Annotated in this window: 18 protein-coding genes and 1 other RNA gene; 17 read left to right on the forward strand and 2 right to left on the reverse strand. The window is 45.1% G+C overall.

The genetic code is table 11. The features are described from left to right. Window positions 1-51: 51 nt before the first annotated feature. From gap to eno, 5 genes are all read left to right on the forward strand, one after another. Window positions 52-1059, forward strand: a complete 1008-nt coding sequence (gap, locus tag AC6CIF_RS22430; RefSeq protein WP_017691243.1) for a type I glyceraldehyde-3-phosphate dehydrogenase — start codon at window positions 52-54, stop codon at window positions 1057-1059. A 151-nt stretch (window positions 1060-1210) separates the two neighbouring features. After that, window positions 1211-2392 (forward strand): phosphoglycerate kinase, encoded by a 1182-nt coding sequence (locus AC6CIF_RS22435; RefSeq protein ID WP_036616219.1) that lies wholly within the window; start codon window positions 1211-1213, stop codon window positions 2390-2392. 36 nt (window positions 2393-2428) lie between these two features. Further along, complete coding sequence (gene tpiA, locus AC6CIF_RS22440; RefSeq protein ID WP_036616221.1) at window positions 2429-3181, forward strand: triose-phosphate isomerase; 753 nt, start codon at window positions 2429-2431, stop codon at window positions 3179-3181. A gap of 1 nt (window position 3182) precedes the next feature. After that, entirely contained in the window at window positions 3183-4727 is a 1545-nt protein-coding gene (gpmI, locus tag AC6CIF_RS22445; protein ID WP_221822440.1) for a 2,3-bisphosphoglycerate-independent phosphoglycerate mutase, read from the forward strand. 239 nt (window positions 4728-4966) lie between these two features. Beyond that, window positions 4967-6253, forward strand: coding sequence for a phosphopyruvate hydratase (gene eno / locus AC6CIF_RS22450; RefSeq protein WP_062837741.1), 1287 nt, complete (start codon window positions 4967-4969; stop codon window positions 6251-6253). A gap of 125 nt (window positions 6254-6378) precedes the next feature. On the opposite strand, the gene AC6CIF_RS22455 is transcribed toward eno, so the two are convergent. Together AC6CIF_RS22455 and AC6CIF_RS22460 are read right to left on the reverse strand one after the other, a co-directional pair. Next, entirely contained in the window at window positions 6379-6747 is a 369-nt protein-coding gene (locus AC6CIF_RS22455; protein ID WP_498201605.1) for a DUF8051 family protein, read from the reverse strand. Between the two features lie 96 nt (window positions 6748-6843). Beyond that, window positions 6844-7644 carry a helix-turn-helix domain-containing protein gene (locus tag AC6CIF_RS22460; RefSeq protein WP_498201606.1) on the reverse strand — a complete coding sequence of 267 codons (801 nt, stop codon included), beginning with the start codon at window positions 7642-7644 and terminating at the stop codon, window positions 6844-6846. A 222-nt stretch (window positions 7645-7866) separates the two neighbouring features. Here AC6CIF_RS22460 and secG point away from each other — a divergent pair, with 222 nt between their 5' ends. The 12 genes from secG to AC6CIF_RS22520 all read left to right on the forward strand — a co-directional run bounded on the left by secG (window position 7867) and on the right by AC6CIF_RS22520 (window position 25261). Beyond that, complete coding sequence (secG, locus tag AC6CIF_RS22465; protein ID WP_062837740.1) at window positions 7867-8100, forward strand: preprotein translocase subunit SecG; 234 nt, start codon at window positions 7867-7869, stop codon at window positions 8098-8100. 562 nt (window positions 8101-8662) lie between these two features. Next, window positions 8663-11449: a ribonuclease R gene (gene rnr, locus AC6CIF_RS22470; RefSeq protein ID WP_498201607.1), complete on the forward strand. Its 2787-nt coding sequence runs from the start codon at window positions 8663-8665 to the stop codon at window positions 11447-11449. A 263-nt stretch (window positions 11450-11712) separates the two neighbouring features. After that, window positions 11713-12195, forward strand: a complete 483-nt coding sequence (smpB, locus tag AC6CIF_RS22475) for an SsrA-binding protein SmpB (RefSeq protein WP_036674736.1) — start codon at window positions 11713-11715, stop codon at window positions 12193-12195. Window positions 12196-12787: 592 nt separating this feature from the next. Further along, window positions 12788-13152: a transfer-messenger RNA gene (gene ssrA / locus AC6CIF_RS22480) on the forward strand. A gap of 87 nt (window positions 13153-13239) precedes the next feature. After that, complete coding sequence (locus AC6CIF_RS22485) at window positions 13240-13437, forward strand: hypothetical protein (protein ID WP_498201608.1); 198 nt, start codon at window positions 13240-13242, stop codon at window positions 13435-13437. A gap of 60 nt (window positions 13438-13497) precedes the next feature. Next, window positions 13498-13896 (forward strand): hypothetical protein, encoded by a 399-nt coding sequence (locus tag AC6CIF_RS22490; protein WP_498201609.1) that lies wholly within the window; start codon window positions 13498-13500, stop codon window positions 13894-13896. A 351-nt stretch (window positions 13897-14247) separates the two neighbouring features. Continuing rightward, window positions 14248-18006 (forward strand): S-layer homology domain-containing protein, encoded by a 3759-nt coding sequence (locus AC6CIF_RS22495; RefSeq protein ID WP_498201610.1) that lies wholly within the window; start codon window positions 14248-14250, stop codon window positions 18004-18006. 612 nt (window positions 18007-18618) lie between these two features. Beyond that, window positions 18619-19545 (forward strand): metal-dependent hydrolase, encoded by a 927-nt coding sequence (locus AC6CIF_RS22500; protein ID WP_498201611.1) that lies wholly within the window; start codon window positions 18619-18621, stop codon window positions 19543-19545. 131 nt (window positions 19546-19676) lie between these two features. Then, entirely contained in the window at window positions 19677-20384 is a 708-nt protein-coding gene (locus AC6CIF_RS22505) for a uracil-DNA glycosylase (protein WP_498201612.1), read from the forward strand. 107 nt (window positions 20385-20491) lie between these two features. Continuing rightward, window positions 20492-20854, forward strand: coding sequence for a hypothetical protein (locus AC6CIF_RS22510; protein ID WP_315939084.1), 363 nt, complete (start codon window positions 20492-20494; stop codon window positions 20852-20854). A gap of 634 nt (window positions 20855-21488) precedes the next feature. Next, window positions 21489-23519 carry a cache domain-containing sensor histidine kinase gene (locus AC6CIF_RS22515; RefSeq protein ID WP_498201613.1) on the forward strand — a complete coding sequence of 677 codons (2031 nt, stop codon included), beginning with the start codon at window positions 21489-21491 and terminating at the stop codon, window positions 23517-23519. Further along, entirely contained in the window at window positions 23510-25261 is a 1752-nt protein-coding gene (locus AC6CIF_RS22520) for a response regulator (protein ID WP_498201614.1), read from the forward strand. The genes AC6CIF_RS22515 and AC6CIF_RS22520 overlap by 10 nt, the downstream gene beginning before the upstream one ends. The last annotated feature ends 159 nt before the right edge of the window (window positions 25262-25420 follow it).

The following is a 25420-nucleotide window of genomic DNA, read 5'->3' on the forward strand; positions in this document are numbered from 1 at the left end:
GAATATATAAGTTTCATAAAAAATTAATCAAAACTTGGGAGGAACTTACTCATGATTAAAGTAGGTATTAACGGTTTTGGACGTATTGGACGCTTGGCATTCCGCCGTATTCAAAATGTAGCAGGCATCGAGGTAGTAGCAATCAACGACTTGACTGACGCTAAAATGCTCGCTCATTTGCTCAAATATGATACAACTCAAGGTCGCTTCGACGGCGATGTTGAAGTACACGATGGCTTCTTCAAAGTGAACGGCAAAGAAGTTAAAGTATTGGCTAACCGTAACCCAGAAGAACTTCCTTGGGGCGACCTGGGCGTAGATATCGTTCTGGAATGTACTGGTTTCTTCACAACTAAAGAAGCAGCTGAGAAACACTTGAAAGGTGGAGCTAAGAAAGTTGTTATCTCCGCACCAGCTACTGGCGACATGAAAACCATCGTTTACAACGTAAACCATGAAATCCTCGACGGTACTGAAACTGTAATCTCCGGCGCATCTTGCACAACAAACTGCCTGGCACCTATGGCAAAAACACTGCAAGACAAATTCGGAATCGTTCAAGGTTTGATGACTACAATTCACGCTTACACTGGCGACCAAAACACGTTGGATGCTCCACACCCTAAAGGTGACTTCCGTCGTGCTCGCGCAGCAGCTGAAAACATCATCCCTAACACAACTGGTGCTGCTAAAGCAATCGGCCTGGTAATCCCAGAACTGCAAGGCATCCTTGATGGTGCAGCTCAACGTGTACCAGTAGCTACTGGTTCCCTGACTGAGCTCGTAACTGTTCTGAACAAAAAAGTAACTGCTGAAGAAGTTAACGCAGCTATGCAAGAAGCTTCCGATCCAGAAACTTTCGGATACACAGAAGACGAAATCGTATCTTCCGATATCCAAGGAATCACTTTCGGTTCCCTGTTTGATGCAACTCAAACTAAAGTTCTGACTGTTGGCGACCAACAATTGGTTAAAACTGTAGCTTGGTATGACAATGAAATGTCCTACACTGCACAATTGGTTCGCACTTTGGAGCACTTTGCAAAAATGATTAAGTAATATCTGTAATAACATAGAGCGGAAACAGATGCTATATTGTTTCCGCTCTTTATATATCTACATTTTGCAAATTTCTCAAAAACACCAGGATTGACGAGGGATTTTAGCTCTTGATTGGTCCACCAAATACATGGGTGCGGAGGAAATACAGATGAACAAAAAAAGTGTACGCGATATCGAATTGACAGGAAAACGGGCTTTTGTCCGTGTAGATTTCAATGTGCCGCTCGAAGATGGTAAAATTACAGATGACAAACGTATTCGTGCAACGCTTCCTACAATCAACTTCTTGATTGAAAAAGGCGCTAAAGTCATTTTGGCAAGCCACATGGGTCGTCCTAACGGCGAAGTGGTTGAATCTTTGCGTTTGACTCCAGCAGCTGAGCGTTTGTCTGAATTGCTTGGTAAAACAGTTGTTAAAGCTGACGGTTCTGTTGGTGACGCTGTTAAAGCTCAAATCGCTGAACTGAACAACGGCGACGTATTGTTGCTTGAAAACGTTCGTTTCCACGCAGGCGAAGAGAAAAACGATCCGGAACTGGCAAAACAATTTGCTGAACTGGCTGACGTTTTCGTTAACGATGCGTTTGGCGCGGCTCACAGAGCACACGCTTCGACTGAAGGAATCGCTCACTTGCTTCCAGCAGTGTCCGGTTTGTTGATGGAGAAAGAACTTGAAGTGTTGGGTAAAGCAATCTCCAACCCTGAGCGTCCTTTCACAGCTATCATTGGTGGATCCAAAGTTAAGGACAAAATCGATGTAATCGACAACCTGCTGAACATTGCAGACAACGTGATCATCGGTGGCGGTCTGACTTACACGTTCTTCAAAGCACAAGGACATGAAATTGGACAATCCTTGTTGGATGATTCCAAACTTGATGTTGCTCTCGGTTTCATCGAAAAAGCGAAAAAACTGGGCAAAAACTTCTACCTGCCGGTAGATATCGTAGTGTCTGACGATTTCAGTGCAAAAGCAAACACACAAATCGTTGACATCGACGGCATCCCAGCAGATTGGGAAGGTATCGACATCGGTCCTAAAACACGTGAGATCTATGCTGATGTAATCAAAAACTCCAAATTGGTTGTGTGGAACGGACCAATGGGCGTATTTGAAATCGAGCCATTCTCCCACGGTACTCGTGCAGTAGCGGAAGCTTGCGCTGAGACAGAAGCTTACACTGTAATTGGTGGCGGTGACTCCGCAGCAGCAGCTGAGAAGTTCAAATTGGCTGACAAGATGAACCACATCTCTACAGGTGGCGGTGCATCGCTCGAGTTCATGGAAGGTAAAGTACTTCCAGGCGTAGTGGCATTGAACGACAAGTAAGTTTTAGTAGTCTATAGCATGAAGGAGTTGAAACCCATGAGAACACCGATTATCGCAGGTAACTGGAAAATGTTCAAAACGGTTTCCGAGTCCAATGACTTCATTCAGGAAGTTAAAGGAAAAGCGGAAGTTGAAGGCGTAGAAACTGTAATCTGCGCACCGTTTACAAATCTGCCATCCCTGGTAGAAGCGGTTAAAGGCACAAACATCAAAATTGGTGCACAAAATCTTCATTTTGAAGATAACGGTGCATTCACAGGTGAAATCAGCGGCGTGATGCTGAAAGACCTGGGTGTGGATTATGTCATTATTGGTCACTCGGAGCGCCGTCAATATTTTGCGGAAACCGATGAGACTGTCAATAAAAAGTTGCATGCAGCATTCCGTCACGGATTGACTCCAATCTTCTGCCTTGGTGAGACGCTTGAAGAGCGTGAAGCGAACCAAACAAAAGACGTATGCAAAGTGCAAACAGTAGCTGCTTTTGCAGGTCTGTCTGCAGAGCAAGCAGCACAAGTTGTTATCGCTTATGAGCCAATCTGGGCGATTGGTACAGGCAAATCCTCCACTTCCCAAGATGCGAATGAAGTTATTGCTTACATCCGTACGCTGGTGAAGGATCTGTACAACGAGACGGTTGCGAATGCAGTTCGTATTCAATACGGCGGCAGTGTTAAACCGGAGAACGTAACAGAATACCTCGGACAAAGCGACATCGACGGCGCACTTGTTGGCGGTGCCAGCTTGCAGCCGGCTTCGTTCATCGCGCTTGTTGAGGGGGCGAAGTAAGATGACAGCTCCAAAACCTGTAGCACTGATCATCATGGATGGCTTTGGTCTGCGTAACACGGTGGAAGGCAATGCGGTAGCGCAAGCCAAGAAACCGAACTACGACCGTTTCATGAGCCAATTCCCACATACAACACTCACTGCTTGCGGTGAAGCTGTAGGTTTGCCAGAAGGGCAAATGGGAAATTCCGAGGTAGGTCACCTGAACATTGGTGCCGGCCGGATCGTATACCAGGATTTGACCCGTATCTCCAAATCCATTCGTGACGGCGAGTTCTACGACAATGAAACACTTGTCAAAGCTGTTCGCGAAGCGAAACAAAGCGGCAAAAAGCTTCATCTCTACGGTTTGTTGTCCGATGGCGGCGTACATAGTCACATCGACCACCTGTTTGCTATGCTGGATCTGGCCAAAAAAGAAGAAATGAACGATGTATATATTCATGCCTTCATGGATGGCCGTGATGTTATGCCAGACAGTGGTAAAGACTTCATGCAGAAGCTGATCGCTAAGATTGAAGAAGTCGGAGTAGGTAAAATCGCAACGGTTCAAGGTCGCTATTACGCGATGGACCGTGACAAACGTTGGGAACGGGTTGAGAAATCATACCGTGCCATCGTTTATGGAGATGGACCAAAATACACTGACCCACTCAAAGCGGTTGAAGAATCGTATGAGAAATCCGTATTTGATGAATTCGTTGAACCAACGGTTATCGTCAAAGCGGATGGTGAGCCGGTAGGTTTGGTTGAGAGCGGCGATTCCGTTATCTTCCTCAACTTCCGTCCTGACCGTGCGATCCAGTTGTCGCAAGTATTCACGAACCAGGATTTCCGCGGTTTTGATCGTGGTCCGAAGTTCCCTGTAGGCTTGCACTTTGTATGTTTGACTTTGTTCAGTGAGACGGTTGAAGGTTATGTGGCTTATTCGCCGAAGAACCTCGACAACACCCTGGGTGAAGTTCTGGTACAGAACAATAAAAAACAACTGCGTATTGCAGAAACTGAGAAATACCCGCACGTTACCTTCTTCTTCAGCGGCGGTCGTGATGTGGAGCTTCCGGGCGAAACTCGCGTACTGATCAACTCACCAAAAGTTGCAACGTATGATCTGCAACCAGAGATGAGCGCGTATGAAGTGGCTGACGCATGTGTTCGTGAGATCGAAGCAGACAAACATGACGCCATCATTCTGAACTTTGCTAACCCTGACATGGTTGGACACTCCGGCATGCTGGAGCCTACCATCAAAGCGGTTGAAGTAACAGATGAGTGCATGGGCCGTGTTGTAGATGCAGTACTTGCCAAAGGCGGCGTTGTACTGATCACTGCGGATCATGGTAACGCGGATATGGTGTTCGATGAGCAAGGACGTCCGTTCACAGCTCATACAACGAACCCGGTTCCATTCATCGTTACGGATGCAAATGTAACCTTGCGTGAAGGCGGAATCCTGGCAGATATCGCGCCAACGATCCTTGACCTGATGCAATTGCCTAAACCGGCTGAGATGACAGGTACATCCGTCATCTCTACCCGTAAATAATATAATTTTAATAGGTTGTCGAATAAGACCTAAGTTACACTTTAACGAAGCGGGCAGAACCGATCTGGAGAAGCGAAGCGCTCGCCTTTATCCCCTAATTCTCACCTTGTATAAGGAGTTCAAAGAATTTGGGGATAACAGCGATCGAAGGACGGTACTGCACGCGGAGTGGCTTGGTGAAACATGTTTGTTCTGAACGTATTAAAATAAAATTTCAAATTTAAAGGAGATTATCACAAATGACTATTATTTCTGACGTGTACGCTCGCGAAGTCCTCGACTCCCGCGGTAACCCTACAGTAGAAGTTGAAGTATACCTGGAGTCCGGCGCAATCGGACGCGCAATCGTTCCATCCGGTGCCTCCACTGGTGCCCACGAAGCCGTTGAGCTTCGCGATGGCGACAAATCCCGTTACCTCGGTAAAGGCGTTCTGCAAGCTGTTAAGAACGTAAACGAAACAATCGCTCCAGAAGTTATCGGTATGGATGCATTGGATCAACTGGGTATCGACAAATTGATGATCACTTTGGATGGTACGCCAAACAAAGGTAAACTGGGTGCTAACGCAATCCTGGCTGTATCCATGGCAGTAGCTCGCGCAGCTGCTGACGCTCTGGACCTGCCATTGTACGTTTACCTGGGCGGATTCAACGCTAAAGCATTGCCAGTTCCAATGATGAACATCATCAACGGTGGTGAGCATGCTGACAACAACATCGACGTTCAAGAGTTCATGGTTCTTCCAGTTGGAGCACCAAGCTTCAAAGAAGCTCTTCGCGTAGGTGCAGAGATCTTCCACAACTTGAAATCCGTATTGAGCTCCAAAGGCTTGAATACAGCTGTAGGTGACGAAGGTGGTTTCGCACCGAACCTTGGTTCGAACGAAGAAGCAATCACTACAATCATCGAAGCTATTGAAAAAGCTGGTTACAAACCAGGCGTTGACGTATTCTTGGGTATGGACGTTGCTTCCACTGAGTTCTACAAAGATGGTAAGTACACACTTGCTGGAGAAGGTAAATCTTACACTTCCGCTGAGTATGTTGACCTTCTGGCTTCATGGGTTGAGAAATACCCAATCATCACAATCGAAGACGGTATGTCCGAAGATGACTGGGATGGTTGGAAATTGCTCACTGAGAAATTGGGAGACAAAGTACAACTCGTTGGTGATGACCTGTTCGTAACAAACACTGAGCGTCTGGGCAGAGGTATCGATGAAGGTATCGGTAACTCCATCCTGATCAAAGTTAACCAAATCGGTACATTGACTGAAACATTTGATGCAATCGAAATGGCTAAACGTGCAGGATACACAGCTGTAATCTCCCACCGTTCCGGTGAGTCCGAAGACAGCACAATCGCTGACATCGCTGTTGCAACTAACGCTGGTCAAATCAAAACGGGTGCTCCTTCCCGTACAGACCGTATCGCGAAGTACAACCAATTGCTCCGCATTGAGGATCAACTGGGTGAACTGGCTCAATACAATGGTCTTAAAGGATTCTACAACCTTAAAAAATAAGTTGTTTTTACAAATTTTAGACAGACCGCGAAATCGGTCTGTCTTTTTGTGTTATAGATAAAAAGAAAAACAGCAACCTGACTGGTTGCTGTAATTGGACTTGTTCAAGGGATGTATATTGCACCTTAACTAATAGCTGTGACAAAGAGAAATAGAAAAATAGCCATAGAGATATTGATAATTTCGAGTAAGAGTAATGGCTTGCTCATTTTTGTTGGGGATTTTGGAAATATGCCAGCGAGATCAACAGCGTACACGATAAAGTACAGAACGGCAATTACTTGAGCAATCCACAAAGCATGAGGGGAAGAAATCAGCAGGAGATAACTGGCAATATAAGATCCAGCTCCAAGCAAAATCAAAAACAGATTAAATCCCCAGAATACAATTCCCTTAAGCTTGGAGAAATCCCGATTTTCAATGGGGCCACCCGGAACCAAGATCGCCAGTAAAGTCACATTTAAAAATACGATTATACTTGCTATAAGCATCATTGTTGCGAACGCCTTCCTCTCCATCATCGTTGTGGCTAAAGCATATCAGGTCATAAGGCTCGCTGTATTGTAAAAAATAAGCATTCAAATATGGACTTAAAATTTATTTTTGGCTCGCCATAAAAAACGAAGGGTTAGTTCGTCAACCGACTTCTCAAGTTCGTTTACGGTTTTACCAGCAAACTTTCTGCATGTCTTTATGAAGTGAGACTGGTCGTAGTATTGTTCATATATGTCAGTGGACCAGTCTGCGTTCACAATGCTTTTTTGGAACTTTACGATATCTCCATACACTTTGGGAGTAAGTCCTGTATATCGCTTAAATGTACGCTCCAGCGTACTGATGGAAACTCCGAAATATGCTGCCATCTGGGAGACATTTAGGGTTCCCCATTGCTGTTCCACATAAGAAAGCATATGATCGGCACGGTGTGTATCCAAAGAGTTTAACTTGATTCTTTCAATGAAATAATCGTTTATCGCTGTAATGATCGATTCGTTATCTCTGGCATTGGTGAGTTGGGTACGTAGCTGATCTAGTCCAGAGGATACGTCGACTACTGAGCATATTCGTTCGGTGAGCCGAGAAATGGGGTACTCAAAAGATTGAATGTACCCCACAGGAGTTAATGAAATACCAATTTGGTACAAGTTTTTTCCATACTTGACATGCTTCGCTCTTTTAATCTGACCGATCACGGATGAATCGGGAATGAGAATTCGTTTTTTTCTCTCGATGAGGTAGTAGGGGGATCTATAATTGAAAATAATATTAATATGACCTAACGGCATAATGATGTCTTGTCTGTTCATTGGGGTGAGCTTGTCTTGTTCTACAATCCATATATAATCTATGATGCCTTTAAGGGCGTCAGTGGCATGAAACCTTTGAATCATTTTGCCCTCCCTAAATTCTTATGCTTCCAAAGTAAGTCCTTATCTCGGATGAGAACATAATGTGGTTATAACCATACAACCATATTATCATGACTTACAGATGAGATGAGTAGTTCCTTATCATTTGTATCACTACTTGTAGTACAACCATAGCTATGTTACAATTAAAGTAACTGTTTTTATGGTGAGATGTTATGCCCACATGGGTAGGAGGTGGAAAGAATGGATATTGCTTTGAAATTGCTGCTCGTTGTTTTCTCGATCGGTCTAATCACTGTAGTATTGCTGCAGCACGGGAAAAGCGCTGGTTTGGCGGGTGCCATCTCCGGTGGTGCGGAACATCTTTTCGGTAAAACGAAAGCGCGCGGATTGGATCTCTTCCTGCAACGTGCAACGGTGGTACTGGGTGCAGGATTTATGATTTTGTCTATTATTGTTACGGTGGTTTCCAAGTAAGATTCGGAACTGCTTTTCAATGAATAGCTTAAGCTAATGGCTTAATTGAGGAACCTTCGTTTCGTGAAGAAACGGGGGTTTTTTAATAAATTCTTACGCGTCCAAACTTTTCCAATAATCTAATCTATAGACTCCATGATTTTCGGTCTTCTTCTCACTTCTGTTTCGGTTTTCCTTCCTTAATATGCAATACACCCCTATCATGTATGGTATGTCTCTCGCTTATTCGTTGCGCGAACTCACTCCCTATAATGAATGTCATGTGTACAGAAAATTTTCGCATGTCGTCCTTTTCCAGATGCGCACAGCACGTGTATCGCATAAAATGTCTGTAGAGATACGTGAAAGCGCGATTTTAGTGGAGCGCTTGGCAAACTGTGGTTTTTTTGCGAGGTACGGATGGGCCGGATTGAATTCGTGTATACTAGGGTATGAGATAGTATGGTTGCACTACTACGCTCTTCACAACAGTGATATTGCATTGCATGAAAATGGTAATAATTCCGATACATAAAGAGATGAGATTGCTTACACTTTTATGTTTCCCGAGGTGAATATATTAATGATAACAGAACAACAATTGCTCGACTTCATGCGGGAAACCGCTTATAAACCCATGACTTATCAGGAGTTGGAACAGCACTTCGCTATTGAAGATGCAGCTGATTTCAAAGCCTTTTTGATTATGCTTAATACGCTGGAGGAATCCGGTAAAGTTTTGCTGACCCGTAACAATCGCTATGGCATGCCAGAGCGCATGGATTTGGTACGCGGACGTTTACAGGCTCACGCCAAAGGTTTCGCTTTCCTTATCCCTGAGGATCGGGAGCACCCGGATGTGTACATTCACGCCAATGATATGAAAAGTGCGATGAATGGTGACACGGTACTCGTTAAAGTCACGTCTCAAGGACCTTCAGGTGGTCGCCTGGAGGGTGAGATCGTCCGTATTGTTACTCGTGCTGTGACCCAAGTCGTTGGTGTGTTCCAGAGCCATGAGGTGTACGGATTTGTCATTCCGGATGACAAACGGATTAATCGCGATATTTTCATCCCACGTACCAATTTTGCTGGGGCGGTTGATGGACAGAAAGTCGTAGCAAAGATTGTCAGCTATCCGGAGGGCCGTGCGGCGGCCGAGGGTGAAGTGATCGAGATTCTCGGTCATAAGGATGAGCCGGGTATTGATATTTTGTCCGTCATTCGCAAGCATCAGTTGCCTGAAGCTTTCCCCGATGAAGTGGTAGAAGAGGCGGAAAAAGCACCTGAATCCATCACGGATGAAGAGATTGTACAACAGGGTCGCCGTGATCTGCGCGGACTTAACATTGTCACGATTGATGGCGAAGATGCCAAGGATCTGGATGATGCTGTTAACGTAGAGAAACTTCCTAACGGGAACTATCGTTTGGGTGTTCATATTGCCGACGTTGGCTATTATGTGCAGGAGAATTCCAAGCTTGATCAGGAAGCTTACAACCGCGGATGCAGTGTGTATCTGGTAGACCGGGTTATTCCGATGTTACCACAGCGTTTGTCCAACGGGATCTGTAGTTTGAACCCGCAGGTAGACCGCCTGACACTGTCATGTGAAATGGAGTTTAACGACCAGATGAAGGTTGTAAAACATGACATTTTCACAAGTGTAATCAAAACCAAAGAGCGGATGACGTATTCTAATGTCCGTAAAATCCTTGAAGGTGAAGAGCCGGAATTGCTCGAGCGGTATAAGGATCTGGTAGATGATTTCCATCTGATGAAAGAGATTGCTTTGAAGCTTCGTGCTATGCGTATGCGCCGTGGTGCGGTTGACTTTGATTTTGAAGAATCCAAAATCATTGTGGACGCAGAGTGCAAACCAGTAGATATCGTAAAACGGGAGCGTTCGATTGCAGAGCAAATCATTGAGGAGTTCATGTTGGCAGCGAACGAAACAGTGGCAGAGCATTTCCATTGGTTGAAGGTTCCGTTCATTTATCGTGTGCACGAAGATCCGGATCAGGAGAAACTGCAAAATTTCCTCGCCTTTGCGGCGAATTTTGGACACCAAGTCAAAGGACGTGGCAATGCAATCCATCCACGGGCGCTTCAATCGTTGCTTGAGGATATTAAGGAAACGAAAGAACAAACCGTGATTAGTACGATGATGCTGCGTTCCATGAAACAGGCGAAGTATGATTCTGAAATGTCAGGTCACTTTGGCCTCGCGGCAGAATTCTATAGTCACTTTACGTCTCCAATTCGTCGTTATCCCGATCTCGTCATTCACCGGGTGATTCGCGAAGTCATTGAAAATAATGGTGCTTTGCCGGAGAACCGTCAGGAGTATTTGGCAGCACGTATGTCCGATATTGCGCAGCAGTCTTCTGAACGTGAACGTGTGGCGGTAGAAGCTGAGCGGGATACGGAGAAAATGAAAAAAGCCGAGTACATGCTCGACAAAGTAGGCGAAGAGTTCGAAGGCATGATCAGCAGTGTGACCAGCTTTGGTATGTTCATTGAACTGGAGAACACCGTTGAAGGTCTGATTCGCTTGAGCGCGCTCACGGATGACTATTACCATTTTGATGATCAGCATATGGCTCTGATTGGTGAACGTACCTCGAAAGTCTTCCGCATCGGTGATGAAGTGAAGATCCGTGTGGCACGTGTAAGCATGGAAGAGTATACGATTGATTTTGAAATGGTGGATATGAAACCTCGCGCTGAACGTCCTGGCGGCTTCAGTGGCGGACGTGGCGGTAAAGGTGGACGTCCTGCTGGCGGCGTTGGACGAAGCGGTGGTAAAGGCGGATCCGGGTCTGGCGGTTTTAGCGGTTCACGTGGCGGCAAAGGCAGTTCGACAGGTGCTGGAGCCAGCCGTGGTGGCAGATCAACGGAAGAAAGCAGCAAAGGTGGACGTGGCGGTCGCGGTGGAGCAGCGAGTGCAGGCGCGGGCGCAGGCTCATCTGGTGGCTACGCAGGTAAAGGCGGCGGCAAACCAAAAGGTGAGCGTCGTGCTGGTGATGCTGGTGGATCAACTGGCCGGGGCAAAGGTGCGGTGAGCTTTGGCTTTGGCTCTGGTAAAGGTGGATACGGCTCTACATCGAGTGGACAGGACAGTGGTTCAACGAGCGGTCAAGGAAGTGGCCTAAACAGCGGTCGCGGTGAAGGAAGCTTTAAGTCCGGCAAGGGCGGCGGTAAAGGCGGAAGTGGGCGCAAAAACACTTCGCCAAGCGGCGTATTTATTGGAGAGAATGCAACTCCTGGTGGCGCTCAGGAAGGCGGAGCACCACGACGCAAGCGGAAGAAGAGCAAAGGTGCAACTGGTAACGGCACGGCAGCTTTTGTACGGAAAAAGAAAAAATAAAGCTAACGTAACTTGGAGATCTGGATCACAATTCAATTCGTTCCTCCAGGTTAAGCGTTAGAGAAATAGTCACTTCAGATGTGTGTTGTTTCGCACAGTCTGAAAGTGGTGTAATGAGGAGGGGCGGCAGAGGTCGCCTCTTTCTTGATTTTAACAGCCGTACTTGCTACAATTAAGGTCTGGCACGTGGTACCTTGGTGCAACATTAGGTGCGCTGCTATAGAGCATGGTACCGGCTTATTTTACGGAGAAGGAGTGAGGACATGGGCAAGAATGATGGACAGAGTAAAGTGCTTGCACAGAATAAAAAGGCTTCCCATGACTACTTCATTGAAGATACGTATGAAGCGGGCATGGTGCTTACCGGAACGGAGATCAAATCTCTTCGTAACGGCCGTGCGAATATTGGTGATGCATTTGCCACGATTCGAAACGGTGAGATTCATATTCACAATATGCATATTAGTCCTTTTGAACAAGGGAACCGAAATAATCCGCTCGATCCAACACGTACGCGCAAGTTGCTGATGCATAAAGTGCAGATTCACAAGCTGCTCGGGCTGTCGAAACAGGATGGGTACAGCATTGTGCCGCTGAAAATCTATATCCGCAATGGATATGCAAAGCTCTTGCTTGGACTGGGTAAAGGTAAGAAGCAGTACGACAAACGTGAAACTGCCGCGAAGCGCGATGCTCAACGTGATATCCAACGGGTACTGCGCGAGAAGCAGAAGGTTGCACGATAAGTGGAGCGCTGGGCGTAAATGCTTTACTTTTAAGTGTATAAGATAGTTTTTGTGATGAAGCTAGGAAGATTGATGTATGAATTAAGGAGTCTCAAGGTTTGTCCTGCAATGGGCAAGATTGGGGCTTTTTTATTTGTATTTGGGGAAGGTGATTTGATGTGAATAGCTGAAGTGTATTGTGTCGTGATTTCCTTTGATATGTGTTGAAGGGATGTCGGTAGGAGCATGGAGCTTGGCGCGTTGATGGATCTAAATTTTTAGCTTTTGCGTAGTTTGCCTGAAACGTGGGTAAGATACTTAGGTGCCGTTGTTCGTGAGCCGATCTGGGTAAACTTTACTTCCGATTGGCGACGCGGTATAATATGTAGACGATTGAGCCTGTTGTATTGGATAACCTTGTACACATGCTCAGCCTGCTGGAATGTCTTCCAGCAATCTGCACTATTTCGGTGATGTGTCCTGTGTTATGATTACTCATGTAGCAGACAGGAATGCCGAGTTTGAAAGAAGCATCTTTTTACCTTGGAGGAAAAAGATGTGCAGCACCTTTGCTCCGTATTCACGGATTAATCCTGGAGCCCTTCTTCATTGAGGGGGCGTTTATGGATTCGACGGGGATAGTTCGAGCATGGGTAGCGGGTAGTGGGGACGCGTCCGCTTTATCAACGCTAAAGCCTATTAAACGGCAAACAACAAACAAACTACGCTTTCGCAGCCTAAGAAACTGTGTGCGTGCTTCTACCCTGCATCGCCCATGTGACAGGGATAGGGGCTAACTAGTAGTGGGATACGCTGTCACATCTCCGCCTGGGGTGTGCTGAAGAAGACAATCAGGCTGACCCAACGTATAGCCGGTTACGGGGCGATACTCGGGTGACATCAAAACTGTGACTACACCCGTAGAAGCTTATGTGCCGTTATCTTCGGACAGGGGTTCGACTCCCCTCGCCTCCATTAGAGTCAAAAACCACCAACCAGCGTTCTGGTTGGTGGTTTTTCTGTTTATGATATAATAAAACATAAATTTAGATTGGGGGACTCAAGATGTTTGAAAATCGAGAACAGCTCCAAGAAATTTTAAAAAAAGCAAATCAACATGCACGCGAACAAGCTAAAGAATCAGGTGCCTCTATTTATTATATAAAGAATAATAAACGCGTTCGTGAGGATGCTGCGGGTAATAAATTCGAAATTATTTTCGATACTGCTGGGAAACGCCAGGAGTTTGAGTATCATGAGTGAAACTAAACCAGTCATGACTGTGTTTGTGGAACCAATGGAGCAGGGAAAAGTACACTCAGCATGCAAATGAGAGAGTGGCTTGGAGAACTTGTTGATCCTGATCAGATTGCAAGGGAGTTGAAGCCAGAGGATCCACGTAGTGCTGACCTGTCTGCTGGAAGGGAAGCTGTGAAAAGAATCCGATCTCTCATAAAAAGTGGTACAAACTTCCCTATTGAAACGACATTATCTGGATCGTTTGTTTTGAAACACATGCAAATTGCAAAAGAAAACAGTTACGAAATTTTCGTATACTATATTGGCCTTGAGGACGTTCAAATGCATATAGACCGTGTTTCATCTTGTGTCGAACAAGGTGGTCATTGGATTGCAGAGGATGATATTCGTTTTCGAATCCACAACCGCAAGAGGTTGTGGATTTTTTGCATTTTCAAAGTAAGAGTTCCACATGCTCATTGAAGCTTGCCAGGAGCTGCCGTAAACCTGCTTCTGTGACGCTTGCATTTTGCTTTATCGATTTGGCTAACCGTTTTTTTCTCAGGTTATTCACCAAGAAAGCAACTGTACCAATTGGGTAATGGCATGTTCGTTGAAAACTTTCTGGTTAGTTAAGTTGCGTTATGACGCAGCTTGTATTCTCTGCGTAGCTTCGCATTGACGCATTGCTGAGCGCGATCACGATTGTCACAGTGGCAGGTGACGCCCACCATGGGAAGTCTGACTCCTGCATGTTAAGATCCTGCTTATTGAAAAGATCCTTAATAGTAATGGTGCATTAATTTTACATTGCATTGTTATAGTACTCTTAGAATGATAATTTCACTAAGGAGTGAAGGAAAAGTAATGAAAGCAAAAGTATTACAAAAGACAGTAGTGATTGCATCAATGGTAACGTTGCTAGGAGGAACCCTGCATACAGGTATTGGTCAAAATAATCATATCTATGCAGCAGATGAAACTGCGTCATCCGTCATGGTTGAAGATTTTGAAGATGGAATCTCAGATGTGAAATTGAATCCTAAACGTATGTATGATGCGACGCTGCACTTGGAAGACAACAAGAAGCATGTAAGAAATGGACAATACTCGGCTAGAATTGATTACGATATGATTGGTATCGTAGATAACCCCTCTCAAATTGAAGTAGGGTATAAAACAGGGAATATCCCAGTAACAGGTTACCCTACTAAAGTAGGTATGTGGGTTTATGGGAACAAGGAAGGCCATTTGCTAACGACAAAATTTAGAGATAAAGGCGGATCTTCTTTCCAGGCTGAATTTTATGATGAAAATCAAATCGGTATAGACTGGTCTGGTTGGAAATATATCGAGGCGGATGTTCCGCAGGGTAAACAAGGACCGTTTGTCCTTGAATTGTTTCTCCAATTGAAACAATCGAATATGAGCAAAAAAAATAAGGGCTCTATTTGGGTAGATGATATTACCTTCATCTATGAGGAAATGAATGAGGATAAAGACGTACCAAACATTAAACCTATAGCCCCTGTTGAAAATGAAGCATTAAACACTCCGCTTGATGAATTAAAGGTTGAGCTGACCGATAACGGATCAGGTTTGGATTTGGATACATTATCTGTTCTTCTGGATGGAACGGATATTACGGATGAAGTGCACTATTCTCCAGATACAAATGTATTAACCTATCCAGGGAAATATGTGGGTGGCGGTTACCATGAGCTTGTTATTGAAGTGAGGGATAAGGTTGGTAACCCGGCAGGGAAAACATACAATTTTACAATGAATGCAGGAGAACGTTTGTTCATGACTGCTGGCAATGAAGCAGTAAGTAATGAAATCTACTCTGTTCAAGTCAGCATCAAAGATTACTTGAATGCAGAAGGGGCAAAATTTGCACTGAATTATGATGCAAACACCCTTCAAGTTGAAAGTATTACTCCAGCGGCTGGAGTTGTCCTAACCTCAAATATTGATAATGAGCACGGAATTGTTCAGGTAGCACTTGATAAGGTAACAGCAGCAGCTCATGATGTCGTTACTGTTAACTTCAGAGTGAGCTCTCATGCCTTGTTAGAGCGCGGTGAAGAGTACAAAACTATTACTATGAGTAATTCGAGTCTTACAGCGGGCGATGTTCAGACAAGCTCAACGGTGGCTGCACCTATTCACTATACAATCGCATTTCCATATCAGCTGGAAATGACGGGAGTTGGTTTGGGCACTTCTTCTACATTTACAGTGTTAGACCGAGAGGGCAAACCGTATGAAGGTGCGGATATTGTTTTCACCGGATTATTAAAGCAAAGCTCAGTAGTTACAGTTAAAACTGTAACGTCTAATGTATATGAGGATGATAATATGTCTTCTAATGTATTAATGGTTGCAAAAGCTGGTGAACGTTACTACGCTTCAGCAGAAGCTGAGGATGGATTATTCGAGGTTATTCTCGCAGATGGCCAAACAACGGGCTATATCTCTGAAGCTGATGTTAGCAGTCAGTTATTGAACAGCAGCATTGGTAAAACAGATGCTAAAGGACAATTAACGACAGACCTAACTACATTGGCACTAGGAACCTATCAGGTTCAAGCTGTCAACGGTGATCAGAACAGCAAGGTTGTCCATTATGAAGTCGTGGAGCAATACGGTACGGATGAACCTCAATATATTCAAACCTATGTGGCAGAAGATATGTCTTCACAACTGAGCGCTGCCTGGCAAACAAATCCGGACCAAACCTTTACTTATCTTCAATACATCGAAGCAAGTGAATGGGGAACAGGAGAAAGCCCTGATGTCAATCATGTAAAACAGCATCAAGCTGAGAGTGAGCTCCAAGTGGTTAGTATGAAGGAAAATGGAACGAAGGGTGAAATCCGGTTTCATAATGCTCTGATTGAAGGCTTGAAAGCAGATACCACTTACAAATATCGTGTAGGCTATGAGGGCAATTGGTCGGAGTGGCATGAATATTCTACTGTAGATCAGAACAAATCAACACCGACCTCATTCTTGTTTATTACGGATTCTCATACGAATCAATTACAAGGACAACAAATCTATCAAGAATTAATGACTAACGCTATGACACAATATCCATCTACCCAGTTTATTATGCATGGTGGAGATATGGTTGATGCAGGTGGCGCATTTGAAGAATGGCAAAAGTTCTGGCAAGCTTCGTCGGTCTATGCAACAACAATTCCAACTGCTCTAACTTTGGGTAATCATGATGTGAAGAGTGAAGGGAAAGATGTATTTACCAAAGGTGCGAATTTCCCAGAGAACGGGCCGGAATCCCAAATGCAATATGCTTACTCTTATGAGGTCGATGATACTCATTTTGTCGTATTGAACTCAGAAGGTACAGAGGAGCAAATGATTGATCAAGCAGCATGGCTGAAGGAAGACTTGGATCAGAATGATAAAAAATGGACCATTGCTATGTTTCACCGTCCTGCCTACCATACAGAAAATGGCCGGGAATCCCTTGTTGAGTATACACGAACGTATTTTGCACCTATATTAGAAGAGAAAAAAGTTGATTTGATCTTGGTTGGTCATGATCATGTGTATGCGCGCACCTATCCAATGCTGGATGGAAAGCCCAATAAAGCTACAAATAAGGGTACTGTATATCTGGATGGTGGAGCTTCGGGCTGGAAATTCTATGATGGCACTAAATATAATTATTTGAATTTTATCTTTGATGAAGACGTTCCCCTATATTCCGCTATTGAAATTAGCGAGGATAAGATTCATGTGGAAGCACGTACGAGTGAGGGTAAAATGATCGATGAGTTTTCTGTCGTGAAAACAACAGAAATCGAGCCGCCAACGCCGACACCAACGCCAACACCAACACCAACACCAACGCCAACGCCAACGCCGACACCAACGCCAACACCAACACCAACGCCAACGCCAACACCAACGCCAACGCCAACACCAACACCAACACCAACACCAACACCAACACCAACGCCTTCGAAGCCTGTCTTCAACGATAAGGTAGATGTAGACGCAGTTAAGGCTATCGTGGAAAAAGAGAAATCTGCTCCCGATGTAAGTTTTACGGACGTTCCAGCATCTTCATGGAGTGCTTCCGTAGTGGAACGTGCCGCTAAGATGGGCATTGTAACGGGTTATCGTGATGGTTCTTACCGTCCCAATGAAAAGGTAACTCGCGCCGAGTTTGCCACGATGCTTGCAAAAGCTTTTGGTCTAACGGATTCAAGCCGTTCTTCCTTCTCTGACACGCAAGGGCATTGGGCTTCAGAAGCGATTGCAGCATTACAGTCTAAAGGGATAATCAAGGGTTATGGTGATGGTTCTTTCCATCCTAATCAAGAAATCTCCCGCGCTGAGATCGTTGCCATGCTTGCTCGGCTGACGAACTACGTTCCCAGCGCATCCAATCCATTTTCGGATGTAGTTACGAACTGGGCTTCTGAACAAATCAATGCTTTCGCGAATGCAGGTATCGTAAGTGGTAAAGGCAACGGATTGTTCAAACCGAGTGATTCTGCTTCCCGTGCTGAGTCAGTTGCGATGATTATTCGCTTGTTGGATAAACTGCTTGCACCATAAGTGAGATTTTAAGAAGAAGTATAAATAGGCGGGCAGTCAACGGTGACCCGAAAGATGAACTCCAAAAGGGATCACTTTCGGGTCGTAAAATACCTACGGACTTGAGCAAGCCCGACCAGGTAGAAATTGCGGCGAATTGTGGTTTTGCATAGCCACGGTTCGCCTCCATTAGAGTCAAGTCAAAAGCCACCAACCAGTGTTCTGGTTGGTGGCTTTTCCATTTATTATGATATAATCTAAACAGAAATTTAGATTGGCGGACTCAAGATGTTGAAAAATCGAGAACAGCTCGAAAAAAATTTAAATAAGTCCAATCAACATGAACGGAAACAAACTTTTAGCTAGACTGAATTATGATAATAGAAAATACATACGAGGCATTAATGGTTTAGGGAATTTAAAGCTTGTTGATTCTATTTTGTGAAGCCTGGGCTAGCTTGGGCCCGAATTTTTGATCTAAGAAAATAGATTGGATACATCCAAACGGAGACTACTCGCCACAGACCTTTGGAAGATGTTCGGCTCTCAGGGTCTTTCATATAAAAACTAATTTATAACGTTTAACATTAAATACCATATTTTTAATACTGACAGAGTAAAGGAGTAGTTATTTTGGATCCGTATTTATATTTGTTTTTTCATGTTCTATCACATGCTCTTCTTGGGGCGGTAATTGCATACTGTTTTTTGCCAAGGAATACATGGAAAGATCTTATGATATGTCTATGCTCGGGTGCATTGTGTGGAATAATCCCTGATATTTTCGGGGATAGAAGTGTAGCTCCGTGGTCCCATTCGGTTTTATTTACACCCTTTTTAGTTTTAGGAATAGCCTATTTGACAAAACTGTTCTATAGAAAGACAAGTTTCAAATTAATCTGGGGATCTTCTATTTTGTCTGTCTTGTTTGGACACTTATTTTTAGACTATATGGGACATGATTTACCAGCATTCTATCCCCTTAGCGATAAATCATATATTATGGAAGCCATTACATTGGGAGATCCATGGATATGGTTTCCGTTAATTATTGGTCTTGGATTGAGTGTTTTTTTGAGGAACAAGCCTAAATTACCTGTAATTACTTCGATACTATTCATATTGGTATATTTAGTTTTTCGAATAATATCAAAAGAAATAATCGAGCACAAAGTTCAAGTTCAACACCCAGTTCCTGAAAAGTCATATATTATAGTGGAGCCCGATAGTCATTATGAATTTCCTTTAGATCCCAGAAAGTGGTTAGAGTTCAGGTTTCGAGTCATCAGTCCTCATTTCTCTAAAGGTGGTGATGCGGGTATACTGGGAGAGAAATCAGACAAACTATTCTGGTACGATTTTTATCCAGTAGCCTTTGAGATAAATTTATCAAGAGGAAAGTATGTTCCAATAAATTTACAGGATTCTAAAGTTGTCCTATCTGTTACTAAGGAATGGAAAGAAGCGGGTTCTAACTTTATTCAGGGAAAGTATGATGGAAACCTTCTTACCTACAAAGAAACCACCAATGGTCAGTGGGAAGAAGTTATACCGCAATAGTTTTCTACAGTTTCTATCCACCATCAACCAGCGGTCTGGTTGGTGGTTTTTCTGTTTATGATATAATCTTTGTGAAATAAGCTGATGCAAGCCCGATTTACTCTGTAATCTCCCAAAGGAGGCAAAAAAGCATGAGCCAAACGCAGCAACAGATCCACGAGTTTGTTGCAGGGATACAAGCATATGTCTCGCCCGTAAATGTGATTAATCCTTGGAGAGATTATGTGGCGGGCTATGATATCGGCCCCGAAGCGGTGAAGATTCGTTCTGAACATTTGGTCAGGTATTTGGAACCAAGAATGTCCAAGGCTCGGTACATTTTTATCGCGGAAGCCGTGGGATATCAAGGGGCGAGGTTCACCGGCGTACCCTTGACGTCCGAGCGAATGGTTACCGGGAATCACTCGCTGGTGAATCACCAGATGATTTTTTCAGGCAAACCGGGTGTGCGAACAAGCCTGCCCAATATCGCTAAACCTAACCGGAGTCAGGCGCTGTATGGATTCGCAGAACCGACAGCATCCATCATATGGGGCGAAGTGTTATCCAGTTCAAGGTGGAAACCAACGGACTTTATATTTTGGAACATCTATCCCTTTCATCCCTATCAATCTCCTGCAAACAGGATGACGAATCGAACGCCGACTTTGGCAGAGTTGGAGGCTGGTGTGTTATTCGCGAGACAGCTTATGCAACTGAATCCTGGTGCTCAGATCGTGGCTATTGGCAGAAAGTCAGCAGACACGTTAAGCTCCCATCTCATTAAACATCACCATGTTCCTCATCCTGCAAATGGAAGGGCAGTACAATTCCAAAAAGCAGTAAGGTCAATGATCTAGCCCATTTTGAACTGGAGGAATGTAAGGCTAACATATGCACCTTATCGTTCAAGTGCCCTACACATAACGTAGTGTCCCATCATATAAAGACTGGTTGGTGAAGCTGAATGAGTGAAAAATACTGGCTTGTGGTGCAATATCCGCTGAAGAGCGCGCAGGGCAGCAAACGGGATCATTGGTTGAAGGAAAAGGTGATGGAATATCTGGAAACCGTTCTAACCCAGGCGGATTTGGGAGAGGTAGATGGATGCGATCTGGGTAGCCGTGTGGCTGATCCGAAGGAATATGTAATGAACATTTTCTGTGTGGTAACGGACGAGGATCGGAGCATAGCGCTAATTAAAAAAGTGCTGAGAGAGAGTCGGTTGGATTACACCCGCATCCAAATCGCTACGATGCCATATGGAACAGAAGGAAGCTACACGCTGAAATATGCCTCCAAAAAAGGCGTTACCGAATTCTCGCTTTGATCACGATTCGCTGTTTCATACCATAACGAACTCTGTACTTGTCCTGCCCGAGGGCAGTTTGCCCCGACACTTTCCCCACTTAAATTCATGATACAAGAAAACGATGAGTGGACTCCCCCAAACTTAACCACTCGATCAACACACTGTCAGTAGCAAGAATTATGCTCGTACATATCGTAATTTTGCTCAGAAGTATGCCATATCAAGGTAGACGTTTATCATCGTCTTTTGTGTACTCAGATCATCCGCTTCCCCCGCTTCTCTCTCTCTATCCGGCACAAACCACAACTTATTATCTGTACCTCCAACATTTTATAAAGCAATACTCCTTGCGGCTCCAATTACGGGGGCCCTACCCGTTGCATTCACAACAATCAGATCCCCAAAGCCTCATTCTACTTCACTCAGTCAACCCATCCGTAAGCGATAAAAAGAGTTGAGCCTGCTCCATACACAGTCCTATAATATACAATTGTATAAAATCCGAGAGAGTGGTGGATATCACAACAGATCATCCGATCACAACCGATAAACCCATCACACATCGGAACCAAAGGAGGGGCACAGTGAAACACAGAGCAAAAGATGCAAAAACAGATGCAGGAGCAACAACAGAAGGAGATGAAAAACAAAAGTGAAAGCAACAACTCAATTAGATGTTGAGACCGATGCAGAAGTAAACGCAAATACAAAAGCGAACACCAGTGCAATGAAGAAGAATTGGACTCCCCGTTTTAAAGAGTTCATTCAACGCAAGCCCAAGACGCTGGCTTTTAAAATCCCGTTTGCTTACTTTGTCATTATTCTGCTAACGGTGGCGTTCAGTGCGTTGGTGTTGAATCGAATCTCGGAAAGTGACGCGCAGCGAAAGATCAATGAAGCATCACTGCAGACGATTACATCCATTGAAACCAACGTTAATCTGATGATCGAGAACGTGAACAATTATTCGAAAATGATTTTCTCCGATCCCAACTTGCAGAACCTGCTGCGGCAGGGCAATGTGTACTCCAATTTACAGACACAGTCCAAGGTCAGCGCGTATTTGACCAATCTTATGCAAGCGGTTCCAATTATCGATTCAGTCTATATTTACGATAATTCGGGGCATCGATTCTCGGTCGGTACTCAGGAATGGCCCACGTTTATGGAAGCGAATGTGAAGGAAGCGCCATGGTACGAACAGGCACTGAAGCACAACGGACGATATCTGCTCAGGCTGAATGGTGGCAACAACGACGGCGGAGTCTCGACGACGGGTGAGAATGATGGGCACGAGGTGGTCTCATTTATTCGACTCATTCGAGATTTGGATGATACGTCTCCACTTGGATTTCTGGTCATGAACATCAAGGGAAAATCCATTGCTCAGGCCTATGCCAACCTGTCTGCACCGGATTCATTTCAGGTGGCCATCCTGGATGAGCATCAGCAGGTGATCGCAACGAACGCAACCGATGGAAAGAAGGCCGGGCCTGCTGTATCCGACGCATCCATGTCTGCGGCTTCTGGACAGGGAGGGATGCAAGAGATGTTAGAGGCCAATCAGGCCAAGTTAAAACAAACATTTCAAGAGCAATCCTCCGGTTTCATCACCTTGCAATCGGGTGGTCAGGAAAATGCGGTGACCTATCGTTCGGCTGGTGATGATCAGTGGAAATTCATCAGCATGAGCCCATACCAGGCTACAGATACCCGTAATAAATCCATGGTGCTGCTTGCGTTGATTCTACTCGCAGTGAACGGGACGGTCTTTTTCATCAGTTCGTTCATCATCTCTCGCAGCGTCATTAAGCCGATTCACAAGCTGCTTCGTTCCATGCAGAAAGCGCCAAGCGGCAACTTCCGCAAAGTGACGGTTGAGCTGAACAGCTACGAATTCGCACAGCTATATGGAGGATACAACCAGATGATTGAGCAGATTGACCAGATGCTAAAACGCATCATTCAGGAGCAGCAGACGATCCGCCGAGCAGAGCTGAATACACTTCAGGCGCAGATCAAGCCGCATTTTCTATACAACACACTTGATTCCATTACCTCCCTGGCGATGTCGGGCATGAACGACAAGGTATGTGAGCTGTTAGAAGCGCTTGGAAGTTACTATCGGCTGAGTGTCAGCAAAGGCCGTGAACTGATTACGCTGCACGAAGAGGTTGAGATTGTACGCAATTATCTGACGATACAGCAGGTGCGATACCCGGGTGTATTTGAGGTGCAGTACGATATTGCTCCAGATTGTGAGCGTGTGATGATTCCCAAGCTCGTGCTCCAGCCACTGGTGGAAAATTCGCTGTATCATGGTATTCGTCCAAAAGGCAGCCCAGGCACGATACGCATTCAAGCTGGTCGATCCAAGGAGGGAGTAGTTCTAACGATCACTGACGACGGAGTCGGCATGTCCGAGGAAGACGTGCAACAGGTTCAACGCACAGAAATGAACAGGTTTAACCGTTCTAACTCATCTAACTCATCTAATACTTCTAATACTTCTAGTCCTACCTATAACGCTAAACACAATCCAAGCTTTGGCTTATGGGGGACGATGGAGCGGCTCCGCATTTTTTATGACAGAGAAGATGGACTCAAGCTTCAGAGCGAAGTTGGAAAAGGAACCACCATTATCATAACGATCCCGAAGGGAGCCGATGAATCATGGAATTAACTGTGGAACCATTAAAGGTATTGATTGTGGATGATGAGTACCTCATCCGAAATCTGCTACGCATGCGTATCGATTGGGAGCAACAAGGCATGAGTATCATTGGCGAGGCCTCCGATGCTGAAGAGGCTTTGAATCAGGTTGAGCTGTTGCGTCCAGACATTGTGTTCACGGATATATACATGCCAAAGATGGACGGCATTGAACTAAGCGGCATCCTCATGGAGCGTTACCCGAACATAAAAATCGTGGTTGTGACGGGACATGATGAATTTGAATATGCTCGTCAGAGTGTGAAGCTGGGCATATCCGATTTTATTTTGAAACCCATCCGTGCTTCTGAATTATTACAGGTTACGGCGAAGCTGCGAGTGGCAATCGAGCAGGAGATGGGGCGCGAGTACGAGCTGATGAAGCTGCGGGAGGAAATGAAGCAGAGCTTGCCTTATCTCAGGGAGCGATTTGTGAATCAATGGTTAAGTGATGTGATGCATGAGGATGAACTAAAAGAGAATGCGCGTTTCTTCGGTATTCCTATCTCGTCTGGTGAACCAGGATCACGCATCGCAGTAATGGAGGTGGAGGTTGCTGTACCGCAAGTGAAGATAGCTGCACCAGAGGTATATCCTCATCTGTCCGAACCATATCACCAAACACACCAAACACAACGAGGGCCTCAACAACAACAGCACGGTCAGCCCCAATTAAGCCAGCATCAGACACAAGCGCATCGACAACCCGCTGAGGAAATACATATTTTGCTGCGAATGGTAGGCATGAAGCAGGTTCAGGCCTTTTATCTGGAGGATTCGCAAACCATTATCGTCATGGACCCGCATAACCGGATAGTTGTGCTCTCACTTGGTGTGGATACGGAATTTGCCAATCAGATACAGCAGCTTCAGGAAGAACTTCAACATTCGCTTAAGCTCGAAGGGTGTGAAGTTGATGTGACCGTAGGGATTGGGCAATGGCAATCAGGATGGGGGAGGGCCTGTGTGGGATACCGGGAAGCTTGTCGTGCACTCGATTATCAGGCGTTTGTGGGGAAGAATCAGGTCATTTGCTTCGAGGATCTGGTCATCGAAGGCGGGAAAAGGCCCTACCACTCGGATGCTCAGCTGCTCCAACAACTGCAATTTTACGTCAGTGTTGGTGCGGGGGAAGAAGCCGTATTGTTGCTGGAGCGTATGCTGTCTGTGCCGTTCTCGGACGTTTCACAGTTTCGGATGGCAGCCATGGATGTGGTTACGGAGTGCCAGCGTGCTGCCATAGAGCAGCAGATTGAGGGAGAGCACGCATTGAACAAAGAGGCCGTTGCGGCCATTTTTACAGCAGATCATCTGCCCGAACTAAAAAGCATGCTGGGGCAGCATGTCCGCACCGTATCGGATGTCATACAAGCCAAGCGACAGGCCAAGGAAGGCAATCTGATCGAACGGGTGAAGGGTTATCTTGAAGAGAACATGGGCAATGCGGAAGTGGGGCTTTCCAGCACCGCGGCTGCTTTTTACGTAAGTTCGGGCCATCTGGGGCGGCTGATGAAAAAAGAAACCGGGCAGACATTTGTGGAATATATGACGCAGCTTCGTATGAGAAAGGCCGAAACGTTGCTGAAGCAGACCGATTTAAAGGGGTATGAGATCGGGCAGCAGGTAGGCATCCCGGACCCGCATTATTTCAGCGTCTTGTTCAAAAAACATATCGGTCGGTCCATGAACGAATATCGGAATGTAAAAACCTGAAAAACGAGAATACCAACTCGGGAGTGTAGAGAAGGTGTGAGCGTATCCCCAGTTCCAATTCCACATATGTTCGAATATTACAAATTGATGCCTGTTTTCTAAATGGAGAACAACGCACAGTTCGCCTAAAATATGGGCTAGAACGAACTAAAACACATA

The organism is Paenibacillus sp. GQ49, assembly GCF_059759055.1.

Excerpts from the sequence above, each read along its gene's own strand:
- gap (WP_017691243.1), top strand. The coding sequence starts at position 52 with ATGATTAAAGTAGGTATTAACGGTTTTGGACGTATTGGACGCTTGGCA.
- AC6CIF_RS22435 (WP_036616219.1), top strand. The coding sequence starts at position 1,211 with ATGAACAAAAAAAGTGTACGCGATATCGAATTGACAGGAAAACGGGCT.
- tpiA (WP_036616221.1), top strand. The coding sequence starts at position 2,429 with ATGAGAACACCGATTATCGCAGGTAACTGGAAAATGTTCAAAACGGTT.
- gpmI (WP_221822440.1), top strand. The coding sequence starts at position 3,183 with ATGACAGCTCCAAAACCTGTAGCACTGATCATCATGGATGGCTTTGGT.
- eno (WP_062837741.1), top strand. The coding sequence starts at position 4,967 with ATGACTATTATTTCTGACGTGTACGCTCGCGAAGTCCTCGACTCCCGC.
- AC6CIF_RS22455 (WP_498201605.1), bottom strand. The coding sequence starts at position 6,747 with ATGATGCTTATAGCAAGTATAATCGTATTTTTAAATGTGACTTTACTG.
- AC6CIF_RS22460 (WP_498201606.1), bottom strand. The coding sequence starts at position 7,644 with ATGATTCAAAGGTTTCATGCCACTGACGCCCTTAAAGGCATCATAGAT.
- secG (WP_062837740.1), top strand. The coding sequence starts at position 7,867 with ATGGATATTGCTTTGAAATTGCTGCTCGTTGTTTTCTCGATCGGTCTA.
- rnr (WP_498201607.1), top strand. The coding sequence starts at position 8,663 with ATGATAACAGAACAACAATTGCTCGACTTCATGCGGGAAACCGCTTAT.
- smpB (WP_036674736.1), top strand. The coding sequence starts at position 11,713 with ATGGGCAAGAATGATGGACAGAGTAAAGTGCTTGCACAGAATAAAAAG.
- AC6CIF_RS22485 (WP_498201608.1), top strand. The coding sequence starts at position 13,240 with ATGTTTGAAAATCGAGAACAGCTCCAAGAAATTTTAAAAAAAGCAAAT.
- AC6CIF_RS22490 (WP_498201609.1), top strand. The coding sequence starts at position 13,498 with ATGCAAATGAGAGAGTGGCTTGGAGAACTTGTTGATCCTGATCAGATT.
- AC6CIF_RS22495 (WP_498201610.1), top strand. The coding sequence starts at position 14,248 with ATGATAATTTCACTAAGGAGTGAAGGAAAAGTAATGAAAGCAAAAGTA.
- AC6CIF_RS22505 (WP_498201612.1), top strand. The coding sequence starts at position 19,677 with ATGAGCCAAACGCAGCAACAGATCCACGAGTTTGTTGCAGGGATACAA.
- AC6CIF_RS22510 (WP_315939084.1), top strand. The coding sequence starts at position 20,492 with ATGAGTGAAAAATACTGGCTTGTGGTGCAATATCCGCTGAAGAGCGCG.
- AC6CIF_RS22520 (WP_498201614.1), top strand. The coding sequence starts at position 23,510 with ATGGAATTAACTGTGGAACCATTAAAGGTATTGATTGTGGATGATGAG.